The sequence below is a fragment of the Chryseobacterium jejuense genome (genome assembly GCF_900100075.1).
Taxonomy (GTDB): Bacteria; Bacteroidota; Bacteroidia; order Flavobacteriales; family Weeksellaceae; genus Chryseobacterium; species Chryseobacterium jejuense.
In genome coordinates this window covers 254,158-272,868 of sequence record NZ_FNEG01000004.1, presented here as the reverse complement: position 1 = coordinate 272,868, position 18,711 = coordinate 254,158, and the positions used below count along the sequence as shown (strand labels likewise).

20 protein-coding genes are annotated in these 18,711 nt (G+C 37.2%); 15 read left to right on the top strand and 5 right to left on the bottom strand.

What is annotated here, in order from left to right; translation table 11 throughout:
* Positions 1-106 precede the first annotated feature (106 nt).
* The 3 genes from metI to BLS98_RS13585 are packed head-to-tail and all read right to left on the bottom strand — an operon-like array spanning position 107 to position 2,801.
* Positions 107-763 carry a methionine ABC transporter permease MetI gene (gene metI / locus BLS98_RS13595; RefSeq protein ID WP_089737050.1) on the bottom strand — a complete coding sequence of 219 codons (657 nt, stop codon included), beginning with the start codon at positions 761-763 and terminating at the stop codon, positions 107-109.
* Positions 756-1,784: a methionine ABC transporter ATP-binding protein gene (locus BLS98_RS13590; RefSeq protein WP_089737049.1), complete on the bottom strand. Its 1,029-nt coding sequence runs from the start codon at positions 1,782-1,784 to the stop codon at positions 756-758. The genes metI and BLS98_RS13590 overlap by 8 nt, the downstream gene beginning before the upstream one ends.
* Before the next feature lie 18 nt (positions 1,785-1,802).
* On the bottom strand, positions 1,803-2,801 hold the full coding sequence (locus BLS98_RS13585; RefSeq protein ID WP_089737048.1) for an EamA family transporter: 999 nt from the start codon (positions 2,799-2,801) through the stop codon (positions 1,803-1,805).
* Between the two features lie 653 nt (positions 2,802-3,454).
* On the opposite strand from BLS98_RS13585, the gene BLS98_RS13580 reads away from it, so the two are divergent.
* From BLS98_RS13580 to BLS98_RS13525, 12 genes are all read left to right on the top strand, one after another.
* Positions 3,455-4,207: an SDR family NAD(P)-dependent oxidoreductase gene (locus BLS98_RS13580; protein WP_089737047.1), complete on the top strand. Its 753-nt coding sequence runs from the start codon at positions 3,455-3,457 to the stop codon at positions 4,205-4,207.
* A gap of 14 nt (positions 4,208-4,221) precedes the next feature.
* The gene (locus BLS98_RS13575) at positions 4,222-4,659 is read left to right on the top strand and encodes a MarR family winged helix-turn-helix transcriptional regulator (protein ID WP_089737046.1); all 438 of its coding nucleotides are present in this window, start codon (positions 4,222-4,224) and stop codon (positions 4,657-4,659) included.
* 126 nt (positions 4,660-4,785) lie between these two features.
* Positions 4,786-5,718 (top strand): ring-cleaving dioxygenase, encoded by a 933-nt coding sequence (locus BLS98_RS13570; protein ID WP_089737045.1) that lies wholly within the window; start codon positions 4,786-4,788, stop codon positions 5,716-5,718.
* 51 nt (positions 5,719-5,769) lie between these two features.
* Complete coding sequence (locus BLS98_RS13565) at positions 5,770-6,066, top strand: GNAT family N-acetyltransferase (protein ID WP_089737044.1); 297 nt, start codon at positions 5,770-5,772, stop codon at positions 6,064-6,066.
* A gap of 102 nt (positions 6,067-6,168) precedes the next feature.
* A complete protein-coding gene (locus BLS98_RS13560) occupies positions 6,169-7,122 on the top strand; it encodes a ring-cleaving dioxygenase (protein WP_089737043.1) in 954 nt (317 codons plus the stop codon).
* A gap of 7 nt (positions 7,123-7,129) precedes the next feature.
* Positions 7,130-7,750, top strand: coding sequence for an alpha/beta hydrolase (locus BLS98_RS13555; RefSeq protein WP_089737338.1), 621 nt, complete (start codon positions 7,130-7,132; stop codon positions 7,748-7,750).
* Between the two features lie 398 nt (positions 7,751-8,148).
* Positions 8,149-8,496, top strand: coding sequence for a cupin domain-containing protein (locus BLS98_RS13550; protein ID WP_089737042.1), 348 nt, complete (start codon positions 8,149-8,151; stop codon positions 8,494-8,496).
* A 15-nt stretch (positions 8,497-8,511) separates the two neighbouring features.
* Positions 8,512-8,823 (top strand): hypothetical protein, encoded by a 312-nt coding sequence (locus BLS98_RS13545; RefSeq protein WP_089737041.1) that lies wholly within the window; start codon positions 8,512-8,514, stop codon positions 8,821-8,823.
* Positions 8,824-8,833: 10 nt separating this feature from the next.
* Complete coding sequence (locus BLS98_RS13540) at positions 8,834-9,415, top strand: Crp/Fnr family transcriptional regulator (protein ID WP_089737040.1); 582 nt, start codon at positions 8,834-8,836, stop codon at positions 9,413-9,415.
* 538 nt (positions 9,416-9,953) lie between these two features.
* The gene (locus tag BLS98_RS13535) at positions 9,954-10,829 is read left to right on the top strand and encodes a pirin family protein (protein ID WP_089737039.1); all 876 of its coding nucleotides are present in this window, start codon (positions 9,954-9,956) and stop codon (positions 10,827-10,829) included.
* Positions 10,830-10,841: 12 nt separating this feature from the next.
* Complete coding sequence (locus BLS98_RS13530; protein WP_089737038.1) at positions 10,842-11,546, top strand: M17 family peptidase N-terminal domain-containing protein; 705 nt, start codon at positions 10,842-10,844, stop codon at positions 11,544-11,546.
* A 279-nt stretch (positions 11,547-11,825) separates the two neighbouring features.
* Complete coding sequence (locus BLS98_RS13525) at positions 11,826-13,952, top strand: type IA DNA topoisomerase (RefSeq protein WP_089737037.1); 2,127 nt, start codon at positions 11,826-11,828, stop codon at positions 13,950-13,952.
* 231 nt (positions 13,953-14,183) lie between these two features.
* On the opposite strand, the gene BLS98_RS13515 is transcribed toward BLS98_RS13525, so the two are convergent.
* Both BLS98_RS13515 and BLS98_RS13510 read right to left on the bottom strand, forming a co-directional pair.
* Positions 14,184-14,477, bottom strand: coding sequence for a helix-turn-helix transcriptional regulator (locus BLS98_RS13515; RefSeq protein ID WP_089737036.1), 294 nt, complete (start codon positions 14,475-14,477; stop codon positions 14,184-14,186).
* A gap of 3 nt (positions 14,478-14,480) precedes the next feature.
* Positions 14,481-15,053 carry an AraC family transcriptional regulator N-terminal domain-containing protein gene (locus tag BLS98_RS13510; protein WP_089737035.1) on the bottom strand — a complete coding sequence of 191 codons (573 nt, stop codon included), beginning with the start codon at positions 15,051-15,053 and terminating at the stop codon, positions 14,481-14,483.
* Between the two features lie 99 nt (positions 15,054-15,152).
* On the opposite strand from BLS98_RS13510, the gene BLS98_RS13505 reads away from it, so the two are divergent.
* The 3 genes from BLS98_RS13505 (at position 15,153) to BLS98_RS13495 (ending at position 18,671) form a co-directional block, all read left to right on the top strand.
* Positions 15,153-16,559 carry an aldehyde dehydrogenase family protein gene (locus tag BLS98_RS13505; RefSeq protein WP_089737034.1) on the top strand — a complete coding sequence of 469 codons (1,407 nt, stop codon included), beginning with the start codon at positions 15,153-15,155 and terminating at the stop codon, positions 16,557-16,559.
* A gap of 19 nt (positions 16,560-16,578) precedes the next feature.
* The gene (locus BLS98_RS13500; protein WP_089737033.1) at positions 16,579-18,129 is read left to right on the top strand and encodes a GMC family oxidoreductase; all 1,551 of its coding nucleotides are present in this window, start codon (positions 16,579-16,581) and stop codon (positions 18,127-18,129) included.
* A 119-nt stretch (positions 18,130-18,248) separates the two neighbouring features.
* Entirely contained in the window at positions 18,249-18,671 is a 423-nt protein-coding gene (locus tag BLS98_RS13495) for a PaaI family thioesterase (protein ID WP_089737032.1), read from the top strand.
* Positions 18,672-18,711: the final 40 nt, after the last annotated feature.

The window sequence follows — 18,711 nt, the reverse complement described above, 5'->3', positions numbered from 1 at the left end:
TATATATAAAGGTAAGAAGGTAAAACTATTTAGAAAATTCGTTTACAAGAATCTCCTTTACTCTCAAACCCTCAAACTCTCCAACCCGAATCCCGCACCCCGAAACTTATCTATGGTCAAATCTTTTAGACAATCGATCTCCCATAAACTGGATGATAAATACCAAAAGAACAAGCAATACTAAAACGGTGTTCATGATGACAATATCATAACCAATATATCCATACTGATAACCAACCTGTCCTAATCCGCCGGCACCTACAGCACCACCCATTGCAGAATACCCTACTAATGTGATTAAAGTAATAGTAGCATTATTAATCAGCGAAGGAAGTGCTTCCGGAAGTAAAACCTTTCTAATGATTTGGAAAGGAGATGCTCCCAACGCTCTTGCTGTTTCAATTAATCCGTGAGGAACTTCAATAAGGCTGTTTTCCACCAATCTGGCAATAAAAGGAGCTGCTCCTACACTTAATGGAACCAATGCTGCGTTTACTCCGATGGATGTTCCTGCTAAAATCCTTGTAAAAGGAATCATCCACACAATTAAAATAATAAAAGGGATGGCACGGAATACATTCACGATAATGGATAATGCTCTGTAATAGGCAACATTTTCCAATAGTTGTCCTTTTCTTGTTAAAAATAACAGAATTCCAACCGGAAGGCCTAGCACAAAACCAAAAAATCCTGACACAAATGTCATATAAACCGTTTCCCAGGTTCCTTTTGCCAAAAGGGCAAGTACCACATCACTAAGCATATCCTTTTACTGTATTTTGAATTTTATTTTGATTAAAATAATAGATGGCTTTTTGGTTTTCCTCAGCTTCACCTTGAAGTTGCAAAAGTAGTTTACCAAAATTAGAATTCCCAAAATATTCTACATCTGCTTTCAAAAGTTTGTATGGGATTTTATGTTCATTATATAATGCTGAAAGAATTTGTTCAACACTTATGTTTTCGTTAAGTTCTATTTCGACCAGCGGAAATAAACCATCCTGTGGCTCTTTCTGTAGTCTGTTATTAAGTTCCTGTGGCAGGGTCATGACGTCTGAATTTATAAATTGTTGGATCACCGGATTTTCACGGTTTGAAATGATCTCACTTAAAGTTCCTTTGGCTAGTAGTTTTCCTTTGTCGATTACAGCAACATGGTTACAAACAGATTTGATAACTTCCATTTCATGGGTAATCAGAAGGATGGTAATTCCTAATCTCTGGTTAATATCCTTTAAAAGCTGTAAAATAGATTGAGTGGTCACCGGATCCAGGGCACTGGTTGCTTCATCACAAAGCAGAAGGTGAGGATCATTAGCTAAAGCTCTTGCAATGGCTACTCTTTGTTTCTGGCCGCCGGAAAGACTCCTTGGGTAATCGTTGGCTTTATCTTCAAGACCTACAATTTTTAATAATTCGTTGACCTTGTTCTTGATTTGATCTTTGCTGCTGTGATCCAGTTCCAGTGGAAGGGCTACATTATCAAAAACTGTTCTCGAAGAAAGAAGATTAAAATGCTGGAAGATCATTCCTATTTTTTTACGTTCCTCAGCAAGCTGCTTTGAACTTAATTGGGTAAAATCTTTTCCATTAATAATGATCTGTCCTTCATCCGGTCTTTCCAACAGATTAACGGTACGGATCAGGGTACTTTTTCCGGCACCGGAGAATCCTATAATTCCTACGATATCTCCTTTATCTATATTGAGGCTCACCTGATCCAATGCCTTGAAGGCCTGTTTCTTCTGATGGAATGTTTTTGATATGTTTCTGATTTCTATCATTCTGATGTTTTATACTATTTAAATAGGTTGATACCTTTTGCCTGCCCTGTTAAAAAATCTTCTAACTCTTCTGATTTTGACCTTAGCCCTTTTTGAAAGCTTGAAATACTTGGTGACATTGGTCAGCAATACTCCCAGCAATATGATTGCCAAACCATATAACTGACCTCCATTGATACTTTGATTGGCCACAATCCATCCTGCAATAACCGTTACAATAGGGTTAATGTAAGTATGAGTGCTCACCAATGCAGCGGGTTTTACAGACAGCAGCCAAATGTACGACAAATAAGCGACTATCGATCCAAAGAAGATCAAAAACAGAACGCCTGTCCAGGCTGAGACCGGTACTGTAGACACCGAGAAATCAGTCCATTCCCCTCTTAATAAGGCAATAAGAAAAGCAGCTGTTCCTGCCACAATAAGCTGTTGGGCAATATTCATAAAAGTAGATTGCGAAGCCGGATTTTTCTTAGAATATAAAGAACCCAAAACCCACGCAATAGAACTTAGTCCCAATACCACAAAAGCAGTAATACGGAGTTGAGGATCTGCAGCAGCATGTGCCGCCGTTGAATTGACACTTCCTTTTAAGAAAAAGACCAATCCTACAAAACCAATCGCTAATCCTATAGGAATAAACTTATCTGAAAAATAGTATTTCCAGTTTTTTCTATCAATAGCAATGAACCAGAATGGCCCGGTTGCTATGGAGATTGCCGCCTCAGAAGCAGTTACATATTGCTCGCCCCAGGCTACAAGCCCTGTTCCCCCGGTAAGAATAAGAACTCCGGTAATTGCGTTTTTCTTCCAGTTGATGAGAGAGTTTGCTTTTTCCCCTTTAGCCAGGAGATATCCAATCATCAGAATTCCTGCTACCAGAAATCTCAATCCCGAAAGAATGAACGGCGGAAAACCTTTTAAGCCAAATGAAATAGCTAAAAACGTAATCCCCCATATTACATAGATATTTGTAAATGCCAATGGAACCAGCCATTTGTTTTTAGAATTGCTCATTGTTATTTTTTTAATGTTTTGGTTTTTAAATAAAAAAGGCCCTACAACTTGGTAGGGCCTTTAAAAGTATGTCATATTAAAAGTAAGGTCACCCACAGTATTCTTTATGCACAGGCATACAGATATCCTTCATCATGTTTTTTATGATGTGTTTTATTGTTGCGTTATTCTTTGTTTCTGTGCTCATTTTATTTTATTTCCTGAATACGTTTGCAAATATATAATATAATTTTTATTAGTCCACCAAAAATGTAGAGTTTTTAAATATTAAATTATCGTTAATGAATTATATCATTGATAATCAGTATTTTGATTGTTGTATTTTTTTATGATTTAGAATGTTTAAAATTGATTGTTCTATTTTTTAATTCATTTAATATTGAAATTCGATGTTTTTAACGTTATGGAAAAGGTAAAATAAATTGAAATTTTTATGAAAAATGCAAAGTGTTTTTGTTAGTGGAAATTGAAATTGAAATGAAGAAATCCCATCAATAATTATTAAAAAAGCGATGGCACAAATATCCTTTTGAATGGTTGTAATTAATTGAATAACAAGATTAGATTAAAATTTAACAATATTTATGATTAGACATTGATGATTAGTCATTAATTTTGAAATGTCAATTTTAATAACTTTAAAAACAGATAGTATGAAACGTTTTGAAAACAAAGTCGCTTTTATTACAGGCGGAAATTCAGGAATAGGAAAAGCCGTTGCCGTTTTAATGGCCAGAGAAGGAGCAAAAATTGTTATTGCTGATCTTAAAGAAAATAAAGAAACACTGGAAGAAGTTCTGAAAGAAGGAACCGATGTCAGATTTATTGCCTGCGATGTATCCAATCATGAAGAAGTAGAAAAAGCAGTTAATGAAACGGTGAAAGCATTCGGAAGCTTGGATGTAGCGGTGAATAATGCTGGAATTGTAGACGCTTCTCCGGTTCATGAAAAGTCTGTAGAAGAATGGCAGAAAGTGATTAATATTAATCTGAGCGGCGTATTTTATGGAATGAAATATCAGATTGCTCAGATGAGAAAACAGGAAACCGGTGGGGCAGTTATTAATATGGGATCTATTATGAGCCAGGTAGCAGAATTCGGAATTGCTTCTTATGCTTCATCGAAACACGGGCTGGTTGGGCTTACCAAAGTTGCCGCTCTTGAAAATGGAACTAACAATATTCGTGTGAATGCCATTGGTCCCGGATACATAGAAACCCCTCTATTAATGGATAATGCAGCGCAAAGTGCAGAGTACAGATCCTATATGGAATCTAAACATGCGATGAAAAGATTAGGAAAACCCGAGGAAATTGCAAAAGCTGTCTTATTTTTGGCATCTGAAGATGCAAGCTTCTGTACGGGGGCTTATCTTCCGGTAGATGGTGGCTACCTGATACAGTAATTTAAAACAGAGAAATGAATACAAAAGATCTTAACGATATACCTCTTCGCAGAAAACTCGGTATTACCATGGTAGAAACCTACAACAATGTGTATGAAAAATCACAGGAATTTTTTGCGGAATATGGACTCACTTCCCAGCAATACAATGTCCTGTCTATTTTACATGATGCAGGAACTCCGTTATCTACCTCTGATATTCTGAAGAAAATGCTGGAGAAAAATGCAGGTGTTTCAAGATTGGTAGACCGTCTTATTGTGAAAGATCTTGTAGAAAAAGGTGTGAACCCGGATGATAAACGTTTGATTGATGTAAAGCTTACAGAAAAAGGAGAAACACTATGTAAAAAAGTTTCTGATGAACTTTCCAATGTAGATGCTGTTTATGGAAATTTGGAAGATGAAGAAGTAGAAATGCTCATCAGCCTTTTATCAAAAATAGGAAAGAAATAGAGTGACTTAGGTTACTTATATGATGTTATTTTAAAAATCCGGTCGAGTGCCGGGTTTTTGCATTTATTAAACTAGTTAAATGTGCAGAATTCTCAGTCGGTGTAATTTAGCATCAAAATTAAAGACATGGACAATAGAATATTAGGTCTACATCATATCACTGCCATTGCAGACAACGCGAAAAGAAATTTAGATTTTTATACTCAGGTTTTAGGAGTAAGAATGGTAAAGAAAACCGTTAATTTTGATGATCCGGGAACTTATCATTTCTATTTCGGAAACGAAACCGGAACACCGGGAACAATCCTTACTTTCTTTCCTTGGGAAGGAATTGGAAAAGGTAGCAACGGAAGCGGAATGGCTACTCATATTGGATATTCAGTTCCTAAAGGAAGCCTGGAATTCTGGAAAAACCGTTTGAAAAGCTTCAACGTGAATGTGGAAGAAGGGGAAATCTTTGGCGAGAAAACGATTTCTTTTAAAGATCCGGACGGGCTTCAGTTACAGTTTATTGAACCAGCTGGAGATGATAATCGAAAAGTATGGACTACTGATGATATCAAGGATGAAAATGCTTTAAAAGGATTCCATAATGTCACCTTAACCTTGAAAAGAGCAGAGCCAACGATTAAAGTTCTGACTGACCTTTTAGGCTATGACCTTCAAAAACAGGAAGGCGAACGATACAGATTTGTAACAGATGCAATTGATACAGCCAACCTTATTGATATTATTGAGAATGATAAAACTTCAACCGGAAGAAATGCAGCAGGAACCAACCATCACATTGCCTTCAGAGTAAAAGATGATACTGTTTTGATGGAATACCGTGAAAAAGCTTTATCTGCAGGTTTAAGTATTACGCCGAAAATCAACAGAGATTATTTCTACTCACTGTATTTCCGTGAACCGGGAGGTGTTTTGTTTGAAATCGCAACAGATAATCCCGGATTTACAGTAGATGAACCTTTGGATGAATTAGGACAAAACTTAAAACTTCCTGCTCAGTACGAAGGAATGCGTAGTAAAATAGAAGGAGTATTACCGAAGTTATCATAGATCATCATCTGCCTTGTATAAAGGAATTAAATTTGAATAAAAATAAAAGACATGGAAAGAACAGAAATAGTTTTGGAAGGAAGAAAAGGAGAAATCCAACTTTTCTCAGAGGATAAGAAAGCCGGTAAAATGGATATTTCAGTTATTGGAAAGAAACTGACCGTATACCATACCGAAGTTGATCCTGAATTTGAAGGAAAAGGTTTTGCCAAAATTTTATTGGAAAGGCTGGTTTCCTATGCAAGAGAAAATGATTTGAAAATATTACCGCTATGTCCGTTTGTACATGCACAGTTCAAGCGCCATCCGGAAGAATATAATGATGTTTGGTTAAAAGAAGAAGCATAAAAACTCATAGAGTTTGAGAGGGAAAAGACAGGGTATTGTATTTCCTCTTTTACCTTCTCTTTCTTCTTAGCCAATTAGAACAACCCATTAACAACCCACATTATGAACCTGATCACAGGATTGCACCACGTAACAGCAATTACGGGTAATGCACAGGAAAATATAGATTTTTATACCGGAGTTTTAGGACTTCGTCTGGTTAAAAAAACAGTAAACTTTGATTATTCAGATGTATATCACTTTTATTTCGGGGACGAATACGGAACCCCGGGAACCATTATGACTACCTTTCCTTATGGTAAAGATCTGATTAATGGAAGACATGGTAAAGGTATGCTGAATACCACTGCCTTTTCAGTATCTATGGAAGCATTGGATTACTGGACAAACCGTTTAGATCAGTTTAATATTGCTTACAAACAGCCACAACAAAGATTATCAGGTGAGGTTTTTATTTATCTTGAAGACTTTGACGGATTGGGACTTGAGTTGGTTTTTAATGATAAAGATGACAGAAAAGGATACTATAACGGATATATTCCTAAAGACTTTGCCTTAAAAGGAATTCACCACGTTGAAATCTGGCAGGATGCCTATGAAAGAACAGCAGCTCTGTTAACGACTCAGATGGATCATAAAATTATTTCAGAAAGCCCTGACCGACTGAGATTAGGTACAGAAGATCTTCCGGGAAAATATGTAGACCTTCTTTCTACTCCTAATGCATTAAAAGGACTAGCGGGAAGAGGTACCGTTCACCATGTGGCTTTTGCAACTCCGGATGCCCAGACTCAGCTTGAAATGGTTGAAAGACTCAATGCTTTTGGACTGGAACATACCGAAGTGAAAGACAGGAAATACTTTACATCCGTTTATTTTAAAGAACCGGGAGGTGTATTGTTTGAGATTGCCACTTCAGGTCCGGGATTCGATGTGGATGAAGAAGCTGCATTTTTAGGAGAAGATCTGCAGTTGCCCCAACAGTTTGAAAAACGTAGAAATCGTCTGTTAGATGTTCTTCCAAAGATTGATTATCCAACAGAAAAATACAGATAGAGAAATAATGAGTCATATTTTAAATATAAAAACAGCAGGAATACCACTAAGACAGGCTAAAAAAGCTTTGATTATGGTTCATGGAAGAGGCGGAACTGCTCAGGATATTCTGAGCCTTTCACAACATTTGAATGTAAAAGAGTATGCAATAGTAGCCCCACAGGCTTTGAATCATACCTGGTACCCATTGTCATTTATGGCACCGGTAGAACAGAATGAGCCCTGGTTGTCATCAGCTTTGGAAATGGTGGAAGAAACAGTACAGGCGGTTACAGATGCAGGAATTGCCCCTGAAAATATTTACTTTTTCGGATTTTCCCAGGGAGCGTGTCTAACATTAGAATTTTTAGCCAGAAATGCCCAGAAGTTCGGTGGTGCAGTCGCCATTATCGGTGGAGTGATTGGTGATAAGATCAACCGTGAAAATTACAAAGGTGATTTCACAGGAACTCCTGTTGTATTGGGAACCAGCAATCCGGATTTTCATGTTCCTGTAGAAAGAGTATATGCTACAGCCAATATTTTAAGAGAGATGAATGCTGAGGTAACGGAAAAAGTATACGCTAATTTCGGACACTCTATTAATCAGGAGGAAATTGAACTGGCCAATTCAATCATTTTTAAATAAATGTTTTAATCTTGAACAGGTAAATTTTATATTGTTAGTAGTTAAGTAAGGTGAGATTCTTACAGAATGACAAAGTGTATGGATAGCTAGAGCGTTCTATTTGTCATTCCGTAGGAATCTACACAAAGTAGATGATGAACATTAATTTTTACAATAATGATTGGAAAATCATTCTGAATACAGACTGAAGGCTTGCGAACGTAGTTCAAACGCGTAATGAAAAATCTCAGAAATAAATATCTCGCAGATTTTACAGATGACGCAGATCTTTATGCATAATCATCTGTGAAAATCTGTGCTATCTGTGGGAAAAAAATCTGCGAGATTTGCTCAATCTACGAGATATAAGAAAAACACGCAACCCTATTGATGAGCATTAATCTTTAAAAAATAAAACAATGAATATCACAAGAATTTTCAGCGATGAAAAAGGAGAAACTCATTTTGCAACCTTAGAAATTCCTCTTATAGATCAGGGGGATATCGGATTTCTTTCTGAAACGCTTGAAGTTAAAAAATTACAGTTTAGACAGGTTTCTGCAAACTATGATTACGATTTTCATTGTGCTCCACAAAAGCAATATATCGTACTTTTGGATGGTGGCGTGGAGATAGAAACTTCATTGGGTGAAAAAAGACGATTTCAGACGGGTGAAATTCTTCTGGTAGAAGATGTTACCGGAAAAGGGCATAAAACGAAAAATTTGGAGCCTAAAGTCAGAAAATCACTGTTTATTTATATTTAAACTTAGAACTTAGTCATGAAAACATTACATTTTTTAGTCATAGGAAAGAATCAGGAAATTCTGGATGTATTAAAAAGAGTTATCGAAAACAATGAAGGCTGGACGGCCGAAATTCAGAGTGATGAGAACTTCTGTTATGAATATATCAGAGAAAATCATGTAGATATTGTACTGTTGAGTGCAGGATTGGAGGACCAGTTTGAAAAAGATATAAAAGTATTTTGTGGAGGTTTAGATAAAGAGGTTAAGGTAATTGACCATTATGGAGGCGGAAGTGGACTTTTAAAGAATGAAGTTTACAGTCTTTTTCCTAATTTGCAGGAGTAAAACGTACTCCATGTTTGAAAATATCATCAAAAACATTACAAGATTCATTACCGTCACACCGGAAGAAGAGAAAATATTTACAGATTTACTGGTGTGTCAGGAATTTCCTAAGAAGACTGTTCTATTAAGAGAAGGAGAGATCTGCCAGTTTGAAGGCTATATTCATAAAGGATGTTTGAGAATGTATTGTTTGGATGATAATGGAACTGAAGTCACGATTCTATTTGCTATTGAAGACTGGTGGATCAGTGATATTGCCTCATTTCAGGAACAAAAGCCTTCTAAAGTCTATATTGAAACATTGGAAGATTCAGAGATTTATATGCTGAGTCCGATGACAAAAGAAAAGCTGTTAAATGAAGTTCCTAAGTTTGAAAGGGTTTTCAGAATGCTGGTACAAAGGAATCTCACTACACTTCAAAGCCGTCTGGTAGATACCATTTCCAAGTCTGCATCTGACCGATACCTTGAATTTATCAAAGTATATCCTTCCATCCCACAACGGGTTGCTCAATACTATATCGCTTCTTATCTCGGAGTTTCAAAAGAATTTGTAAGCACCATCAGAAAACGTCTGGCTTCAAAAGGGTAATAGGTAATAGGTAATAGGTAATAGGTAATAGGTGGCGGCCGAATTTTTATAGAGATTGAAGATTCATTAGTATTAATAACCTCTCTTATGATTGGGGTTTTTAAGATTCCGACACAATAAAATCTGCTCAATCTGAAACACCTGCGAGAGTAAAACTTTCTCATTCATTAACTCCATAGAATAAAACTATTCGTGCATCCGTGGCTAACTCTTATAATTTGTATTTCCAATATCCCAACCCAATAGAATCTGCACAATCCGCAAAATCCGCGAGAGTAAAATTTTCTCATTCATTAAATCCATAGGATAAAACTATTCGTGCATCCGTGGCCAACATAAAGCTCAACAGTGTACAATTTTATCGGAGATAAAATCCTTGCGCCTTATATCAGCAACTTTTTAAAATCATCTCGCGCCTTAGCGTATTCCAACAGTCTCATTTTTTTAAAATAAAGCAATTTATTAAACTAGTTAAATGTCCACCCATTTTTACCGCCTTACATTTGTCACATCAAAACAAACAAATAACAATTGAGATATGAACAGAAAAGATTTTTTAAAAAAAGGGTTACTCGGAACAGGAATGTTTGTAGCATCTGCTTCTCTGGGAAATACCATGCAAAACGAAATTGACGAAATTGAACCACTAGAGCCCATAGGATATAATCATCTGCCCAATACAGATTCGAAAATTAAAGAAAATTCTGTCATTCATAAGGCAGATTCAAGAGGGAAGGCAGATCACGGTTGGTTATTGAGCCAGCATACTTTCAGTTTTGCCAACTATTATAATCCCGAAAGAATGCATTTTGGAGTGTTAAGAGTTTTGAATGATGACAGAGTAGAAGCGGGCCGAGGTTTCGGAACCCATCCGCATGATAATATGGAAATTATCAGTATTCCTTTAGAAGGCGATCTTGAACATAAAGACAGCATGGGAAATACAGCCATTATCAAAAGTGGTGATATCCAGGTGATGAGTGCCGGAACAGGAATCATGCACAGCGAATTCAATAAAAACAGCGATCAGTTGGTCAAATTTCTTCAGATCTGGGTATACCCGAAAAAAAGAAATGTAACGCCAAGATATGATCAGATCACTTTAGACAAAACAAAAAACCAGAACCAATTCCAACAGATTCTTTCTCCAAATGCCGATGATGAAGGAGTATGGATTCATCAGGATGCATGGTTTCATCTGGGAACTTTCGATCAGAATAGAGAAATCAATTATCAGATCCGAAAAAAAGGAAACGGTGTATATGCCTTTATCCTTAAAGGAAGTGCTGAGATGGAAGGCCAGTTAGTAGAAGAAAGAGACGGTTTCGGAGTATGGGATATCAAAGATCTAAATATTAAAACGATAGAAGAAAACACAGAAATTCTTCTTATGGAAGTTCCTATGACAATGTAAAATAACAATATCATGAAAAATTTAGTAAACAAATTGATGATAGCTGTCGTTTTAGTGCTTTCAAACCTGATATTTGCACAGACAGTTGCTACAGGAACATCCAAAAACTGGGGTTCTGTAGATGGAATTTCCATGATAGGACTGGTACAAGGCCCTTCTTCAGCGGATACCCAGCTTCAAGTAGCCTGTGTTTTTGAATATATTGAAGATGATATCTTTAAGGCTCCTGCTTTACCCGCTAATTTGAATGGATTAGTACATTTAGATGAAGCTTTAAAAGGAGAACTTACCAATATCAGAAAATCAGGGCAGTTTTTGGGACATTCTTTGGAGACAATCTTAATTACATCTCCCCAAGGCGCTATGTCTGCAAAAAAACTCTTATTGATAGGGTTAGGTGATCGTACCCAATTTACCCCTGAGCTGATGATATCAGTAGGAGAGGTTGCTGCCCGCGAAGCCATGAGGTTAGGCGTTTCAAATTTTGCTTTTGCCAGTGATTTAAAAGATGCCGGAATAGACTCCCCAACAGCTTTAGTTGCTGGAAATGTAGTGAGAGGTATTGTACAGGCCAACCGTTCCGATAATTATCTAAAAGAACATAAGCTTTCCACAACAAAAAAAATAGAAAAAGTATATCTATTGGCTGGTCCTTCCTTCTTTGAGATTGCTGGAGGAGGAATTTCTGAAGCCATTGCAGAAGCTCACAAGAAATAATGAACTTAGTTTCATTAATATTGTTGATCCTGCCCCCTTTTTTTAAGGGGGCTTTTTGTATAAACCCCATTATAAAAGAACCTTAGAAAGGGTGAAAAAAGAAAGAGTATTCTATTTTATGATCTTCATGACTTCCTTCTTCCATCCTTCAGCTTCCAACCCTTTATAACACAGAACTTAATTTAATAACCATTCAATTCCTGGCTACCAACTCCCAACTAAATTAGCTAAATCCAAAAAAAATCCCGATTTTTGCACTCCTTCATTAAACCCGAGTTCATGAAATTATGTATTGCCGAAAAACCAAGTGTTGCCAGAGATATCGCCAAAGTATTAGGTGCTACCACATCTAAACAAGGCTATATGGAAGGGAACGGCTATTGCGTAACATGGACGTTCGGACATCTTTGTACGCTAAAGGAACCTCACGATTACAGTCCACAATTCAAATCCTGGAATTTATTTTCATTACCCATTATTCCCAGCAGTTTTGGTATCAAGCTGATTCCGAATAAAGGCGTTGAAAATCAGTTTAAAGTGATTGAAAGATTAGTAGAAGAATGTGATGAGGTTATTAACTGTGGGGATGCCGGGCAAGAGGGAGAATTAATCCAGCGTTGGGTATTGCAGAAAGCAAAATGCAACAAACCCGTTCAGCGTTTATGGATTTCCTCATTGACGGAAGATGCCATCAAAGAAGGTTTTGAAAGCCTTAAACCAGCAGAAGATTATAAAAACCTATATCTGGCCGGAAATGCCAGAGCCATCGGGGATTGGTTATTGGGAATTAATGCCACAAGGTTATTTACCAAGAAATTTGGTGGTAATAAAGCGGTTCTTTCCATTGGAAGGGTACAAACTCCTACATTGGCTATGCTGGTGCAGCGTCAGAAAGAAATTGATGCCTTTACCACGGAAGAATATTGGGAATTGAAAACCAAATACCGTGATGTAATTTTCAATGCGGCGATTGATCGTCTTAAAACGTTAGATAGAGCAGAAAAAGGACTGGAATACCTTAAAGTAAATCCATTCGAAATTGTTTCATTCGAAATTAAAGAAGGAAAAGAAAAGAATCCAAGACTTTTCGATTTGACCGGATTACAGGTAGAAGCCAACAAAAAATACGGATATTCTGCGGAAAATACATTGAACTATGTTCAGAGTCTTTACGAAAAGAAGCATGTAACCTATCCGCGTGTTGATACCACTTATTTATCAGATAGTTTATATCCGAAAATAGAAGGAATTCTTCGAAAAATGTATCCGTATCAGGAGTTAATAGCTCCTTTACTGGAAGCTCCTATTCCAAAATCAAAAGCGGTATTTGACGATACGAAAGTAACCGATCACCATGCGATCATCCCTACGGAAATTCCACCTTCTCAAAATCTGAGCAGGGAAGAAAAGCTGATCTATGATCTGATTGCCAAACGTTTCGTTGCTGTTTTTTACCCTGAATGTAAAATTTCAAATACCTTGGTAGAAGGAAAAGTAGGAACTATTCCTTTCAAAACCAGCGGAAGACAAATCCTTGAACCAGGTTGGAGAGCTGTCTATGCTAAAGAACCTAAGGAAGAATCTACAGATAAAGAAAAGGAAAAAGAGGAAGAACAAACCATTCCTGAATTTATTGCAGGAGAAACCGGACCTCATGATCCGATGATTCACCAGGGGAAAACCACTCCGCCAAAACCTTATACCGAAGCAACCTTGCTGAGAGCAATGGAAACTGCCGGAAAACAGGTTGAAGATGAAGAATTACGTGAAATGCTCAAGAACAACGGGATTGGAAGACCATCCACCCGTGCCAACATCATCGAAACACTTTTCAAAAGAAAATATATTGAGAAGAAACGAAAAAACCTGATTGCCACCCAAACAGGAATTCAGCTTATCGATACCATTGAAGACGAACTTTTAAAGAGTCCGGAGCTTACAGGAGAATGGGAGTCTAAACTTCGTAAAATTGAAAAGGGCGAGTATGAAGCCAACCTTTTCAAAGAAGAACTTATTCAGATGGTCACAGAACTGACTGATAAAGTGGTTTACGGAAAAGGAAAAGTGATTACCCTACAGGACGAAGAGAAAGAAGAAGTAAAGGAAAAGAAAAAAAGAGAACCTGCACAGAAAAAAGAACTTCAGTCCTGGGAAGAAACAAAGTGCCCGAAATGTAAGGAACATAATCTAATCAAAGGGAAAACGGCTGTAGGATGTTCTGATTTCAAAAATTGCGGATTCAAAATTACTTTTGAAATCTTCGGAAAAAAATTATCTGATAAGCAGCTTTTAGATCTTGTTTTAAAAGGAAAAACCTCTAAACTGAAAGGGTTCAATGCTCATCCGGAAGGTGTAGCAGAAGGCGTACTTTCTTTAACAGATGATTTTCAGGTACTGCTTAGCTAATCATTCTAATATATAGCCTCTTATTTATATACCTTGTCATTGACTACCTCGAAATAATATTCATCGATTGAAAGGAGATAATCTTCGATTTCTGACGAAGGAAGAATCTCAATATAGACTAGGTTCAAAAGTAAGTTTTTTTCTCGTGGAGAATACGGGATTCGAACCCGTGCCTTTTGACTGCCAGTCAAACGCGTTACTGAAAAAAGCAATATTCAGACCTCTAAGCTATTAATTTGTAGTAAATTTCTTCGGAGATTTTCCAGTAATTTGGGTGAATTTTCTGTAAAAATACTCCAGGGTATTAAACCCGGATTCAAAACATATATTTTTAATTCCGATTTCCGGATTGTTGATTAATAATTGTTTAGCATGTTCTATTCTTAATTGAATAATATATTCCACCGGTGTACAGTTGTAAGAATGCTTGAATTTTTTAAACAGATTAGCCTCACTCATTCCCGCTAAGGCAGACAGTTGTTTTATGGTAATAGGTTCTCTGTAGTTTTGCTTGATAAAATACACGACTTAATGAAGTCCGTTTTGTACATTTTCTGTCCTGTCAGAGTGGAGCAGAATATGCTTGGCATTAGTCTTCATCAGTTCGTAAATAAGTTCTTTAAGGCTTAAACTCAACAAAAAATCTGATGTGTTGTAAATACTTTCATCCACTCTTCTGTTGTACAGATTGGTGAGACTTCTCCATAAAGACTCATCTGAGCTTACAAACTTTTTCACCGCATTTTCTTTCATCATAATTCCCGTTCTGTCCCAGTCGGGATGCCAGTTTTCAATAACTTCATGAAAAACACTGTCTATGTATTCCTGCTCAATATTCAATACCAGGCATTTAGTTGGTTCTTTGAAAACAGGGTGAATGTCTATACTGAGTTCCTTATTACAGGGCGGGATGAATACACTTCTTTCATTAAACTCAAAAGTTTCTTCCTCACTTCGGATGATTTTATTGCCACTCAGCATAAGTGTGATGACAGGCTTTTCAAAAAAGAAAGGAAAATCATGGCACACAACATTCGTTTCAAATACATTCAATTCACCAAAAGGAATGCTGAAAACAGTTCTTTCTTCGATCTTTTCCATAGGATAGAGTTTAGGTTAAAAAAAATAGAGAATAAGTAAATGAATTATACCATGTTTTTGTCATTTTCGAATTGTGTAAAATACAAAATATTTAAAATAATGGAAACAACATCGTTAGAAAAAGAAAATTATACTTCAAATACTGATTTTTTATCTCTGAATCCTTCTACTTTAGAGGTTATTGGTAAAGTTGAAAATACATCCCGTGAAGAAATAGATGCTATCATTGAAAAAGCAAAGAAAGCCCAAAAACTATGGGCAGCAAAGCCAGATGCAGAAAGAAAAGAAATTTTATTAAAAGTAGGAGAAGCCTTACAGAACAATTCCAAATATTTAGCGGAATGGATTACCAAAGAGCAAGGAAAACCACTCAATGGACCGGGTGCTCATTTTGAAATGCAGGCTTGTGTAGGCTGGACTCAGGTACCGGCATCTCTCGATCTTCCTGAAGAAATTGTTTTTGAAGATGAAACCCGAAAAGATGTACTCTACAGAAATCCAATTGGGATTGTTGCCGCAATTGCCCCTTGGAATTGGCCGTTAATGATTGCCATCTGGCAGATTATTCCATCTTTGAGAATGGGAAATGCTGTGGTTATTAAACCTTCAGAATATACAACGTACTGTAGCCTGGAAATGATAAAAGTAATTAATACGGTGCTTCCTGAAGGAATTTTACAGGTAGTTACAGGTAAAGGAGAAGTAGGATCTTATCTTATAGGGCATCCGGAAATAGGTAAAATTATGTTTACAGGCTCTACGGCAACAGGGAAAAAAATCATTGAGGCTTCCGCTGCTAATATGGCTCGCCTTACCTTGGAATGTGGTGGTAATGATGCCGGAATTATTTTACCCGGACTTGATGTGGCCAAACACATAGAAAATATCTTCTGGGGAGCATTTCTGAATATGGGACAAACCTGTGCTAGTTTGAAAAGATTATATGTGCATGAAGATGAATATGAAAAAATAAGCCAGGCTTTAGCGGAATATTCCGCTAATATTCCAATGGGGAACGGAGCCGATGAAAACGTTGTTCTGGGCCCCATACAAAATAAAATGCAGTACAATAAAATTCAGGATCTGATTCATGATGCTGAAAATATTGGAGCAGACTTTATATTCAGAGGGCAAAAGCCAGATTTGGAAGGCTATTTTATTCCTGTAACCTTTGTCGGGAACGTGGATAACGGAGATAGAATTGTTGATGAAGAGCAGTTTGGACCTGTTTTGCCTATCATTAAATATAAAACATTAGATGAGGCCATCATAAAGGCTAACGATTCAGAAAATGGGCTGGGCGCTTCAGTTTGGAGTGATGATCTAGATGAGGCTCAAAAAGTAGCAGCACAACTAGAAGCAGGAACAGTCTGGATCAATCAGCATGGAGCTATTCATCCCTTTGTGCCTTTTGGGGGCGCAAAACAATCCGGTTATGGAGTAGAATTCGGAATTGAAGGGTTAAAAGCTGTAACCACTCCCAAAGTAATCAGCATCAAAAAGTAAACATCTTAAATTAAAACTCATGAAATACGATTTTATAGTGGTTGGTTCCGGTTCAGCAGGGGCTGTCATTGCTAACAGATTAAGTGAAAACGAAAATATAAATGTACTCCTGTTGGAGGCAGGTCCTGATGATAAAGTGAATGAAGTACAGGACCAGGCCGGATGGCCCGCGATCTGGAATACAGAAAGAGACTGGGCTTATCATACCGTTGCTCAGGAAAGTGCAGGTGGAAATACAAGATATTGGCCTCGTGGAAAAACGTTAGGAGGTTCAAGTTCTATCAATGGAATGATCTATATCAGAGGGCATCAGCAGGATTACGATCATTGGGCTTATAACGGATGTGTGGGCTGGGACTGGGAAAGTGTACTGCCTTACTTTAAAAAATCAGAAACTCACGAAGAAGGGGAAGACAATATTCATGGCGGTGAAGGACCTCTTTTTGTAAGCCGTATCAAACGTCCAAACGCTATTTCAATAAGTGCTATTGAAGCATGTAAAGAATTAGGATATCCATTGACTGATGATTTTAATAAAGAAATCTGGGGCGCAGGTCTTAATCACCTTAGCGTAGGGAAAGATGGGAAAAGATGCTCTACTGCTAAAGCATTTCTAGATCCTGTTTCATCACGCACTAATTTGCATATTCAAACTGATGCTCTTGCTCAAAAACTAATTTTTGAAGGCAATCAATGCGTTGGTGTTCAATATATAAAAAATGGAGAATTATTGGAAGCTAAGGCAGATAAAGAAGTTATTGTATCCTGTGGAACGATAGAGTCTGCAAAACTTCTGATGATTTCCGGGATCGGAGATCAAGAAGAACTGGAACCTCTGGGAATTTCAGTGATAAAAGATCTGAAAGGAGTAGGCAAAAACCTTCAGGATCATCTTTTAACCAGTGTGATTTTTAAAGCGAAAAAAAAAATTCCAGCTCCTGAAGCCAATTTGCTGGAAGCCCAGCTCTTCTGGAAAAGTAAAGAAGAAATGGCTTTTCCTGATCTTCAGCCTCTATTCATGGGACTTCCTTATTACAGTCCGGGATTCACAGGGCCGGAAAACGCATTTACATTCTGTGCCGGATTTATCAGACCTGCCAGCAAAGGATATATTAAATTAACATCTTCAGATCCGGCTTCACCATTGGAAATCAATCCAAGGTATTTATCCGAAGAATCTGATCTGGAAGCCCTGTATAAATGTGTAGAAATCTGCCGTGAAATGGGTCGTACAGAAGCCATGAAAGAATGGAATGACGGTGAAATTTATCCTGGTGAAGGCAAAACAAAGGAAGAAGTAATAGATTATATTAAAAAGTCATGTTCCACTTATCATCATATGACCGGAACCTGTAAAATGGGTATAGACAGTCTTTCTGTGGTTGACCCGAGATTAAAAGTGTATGGAGTGAAAGGCCTCCGTGTAGCGGACGCTTCCACTATGCCGGATGTAGTTTCCGGAAATACCAATGCTCCTACCATTATGATTGGAGAAAAAGCAGCGGATATGATTAAAGAAGATCATTGTCTAAAAGAATCTGGAGTAGAAGAAAAGTTATTGTTAGTTTAAATAGGGGTTTTAAATCCAGAAACAGCCACTTCATCAATTTTGAGGTGGCTGTTTTCTTTTTTACAATGATGTATTCATTGAAAAATACAATCCCTTACCTTTGTTTAAAAATAAGACTCATGACTCCAGAGAAAAAAAAACTCATGACAGACAGTTTCAGTCGTTCAGAAACACTAAAATTCTATAAAGCAGAACTTCTGGAAGTAGAAACAGATTTCGTTTCTATTAAAATTCCCAAAATGGAAATGATGACCAGAAAAGCAGGGATGTTCAATGGAGCGATGATTGCTTCTCTGGTAGATGTTTCCTCAGGATATGCTGCTGTGAGTCATTATCCGGAAGACTGCTATGTGGTAACCGTTGAATTAAAAGTGAACTATCTTCGTCCGGCTATAGGGGATGCTCTGGTTTCAAAAGCCTATGTTATCAAAGGAGGTTCCAAGATCAGTGTCATCAGAACAGAAATCTATGTTCAGAGTGAAGACCCCGGTTCAGAAAGTCATGTTGCAACTTCATTAGTCACCATGATGAAGATAAAATAACGAACTTTTCAGATTGTATTGAGTAAAATATTCCATGAAT

What these genes read in the sequence shown, in the direction of transcription:
- BLS98_RS13575 (WP_089737046.1), top strand. Translation starts at nt 4,222, where the DNA reads ATGAATACAAAAGATCTTAACGATATACCTCTTCGCAGAAAACTCGGT.
- BLS98_RS13540 (WP_089737040.1), top strand. Translation starts at nt 8,834, where the DNA reads ATGTTTGAAAATATCATCAAAAACATTACAAGATTCATTACCGTCACA.
- metI (WP_089737050.1), bottom strand. Translation starts at nt 763, where the DNA reads ATGCTTAGTGATGTGGTACTTGCCCTTTTGGCAAAAGGAACCTGGGAA.
- BLS98_RS13545 (WP_089737041.1), top strand. Translation starts at nt 8,512, where the DNA reads ATGAAAACATTACATTTTTTAGTCATAGGAAAGAATCAGGAAATTCTG.
- BLS98_RS13510 (WP_089737035.1), bottom strand. Translation starts at nt 15,053, where the DNA reads ATGGAAAAGATCGAAGAAAGAACTGTTTTCAGCATTCCTTTTGGTGAA.
- BLS98_RS13560 (WP_089737043.1), top strand. Translation starts at nt 6,169, where the DNA reads ATGAACCTGATCACAGGATTGCACCACGTAACAGCAATTACGGGTAAT.
- BLS98_RS13585 (WP_089737048.1), bottom strand. Translation starts at nt 2,801, where the DNA reads ATGAGCAATTCTAAAAACAAATGGCTGGTTCCATTGGCATTTACAAAT.
- BLS98_RS13580 (WP_089737047.1), top strand. Translation starts at nt 3,455, where the DNA reads ATGAAACGTTTTGAAAACAAAGTCGCTTTTATTACAGGCGGAAATTCA.
- BLS98_RS13550 (WP_089737042.1), top strand. Translation starts at nt 8,149, where the DNA reads ATGAATATCACAAGAATTTTCAGCGATGAAAAAGGAGAAACTCATTTT.
- BLS98_RS13495 (WP_089737032.1), top strand. Translation starts at nt 18,249, where the DNA reads ATGACTCCAGAGAAAAAAAAACTCATGACAGACAGTTTCAGTCGTTCA.
- BLS98_RS13530 (WP_089737038.1), top strand. Translation starts at nt 10,842, where the DNA reads ATGAAAAATTTAGTAAACAAATTGATGATAGCTGTCGTTTTAGTGCTT.
- BLS98_RS13555 (WP_089737338.1), top strand. Translation starts at nt 7,130, where the DNA reads ATGAGTCATATTTTAAATATAAAAACAGCAGGAATACCACTAAGACAG.
- BLS98_RS13500 (WP_089737033.1), top strand. Translation starts at nt 16,579, where the DNA reads ATGAAATACGATTTTATAGTGGTTGGTTCCGGTTCAGCAGGGGCTGTC.
- BLS98_RS13525 (WP_089737037.1), top strand. Translation starts at nt 11,826, where the DNA reads ATGAAATTATGTATTGCCGAAAAACCAAGTGTTGCCAGAGATATCGCC.
- BLS98_RS13535 (WP_089737039.1), top strand. Translation starts at nt 9,954, where the DNA reads ATGAACAGAAAAGATTTTTTAAAAAAAGGGTTACTCGGAACAGGAATG.
- BLS98_RS13570 (WP_089737045.1), top strand. Translation starts at nt 4,786, where the DNA reads ATGGACAATAGAATATTAGGTCTACATCATATCACTGCCATTGCAGAC.
- BLS98_RS13565 (WP_089737044.1), top strand. Translation starts at nt 5,770, where the DNA reads ATGGAAAGAACAGAAATAGTTTTGGAAGGAAGAAAAGGAGAAATCCAA.
- BLS98_RS13590 (WP_089737049.1), bottom strand. Translation starts at nt 1,784, where the DNA reads ATGATAGAAATCAGAAACATATCAAAAACATTCCATCAGAAGAAACAG.
- BLS98_RS13505 (WP_089737034.1), top strand. Translation starts at nt 15,153, where the DNA reads ATGGAAACAACATCGTTAGAAAAAGAAAATTATACTTCAAATACTGAT.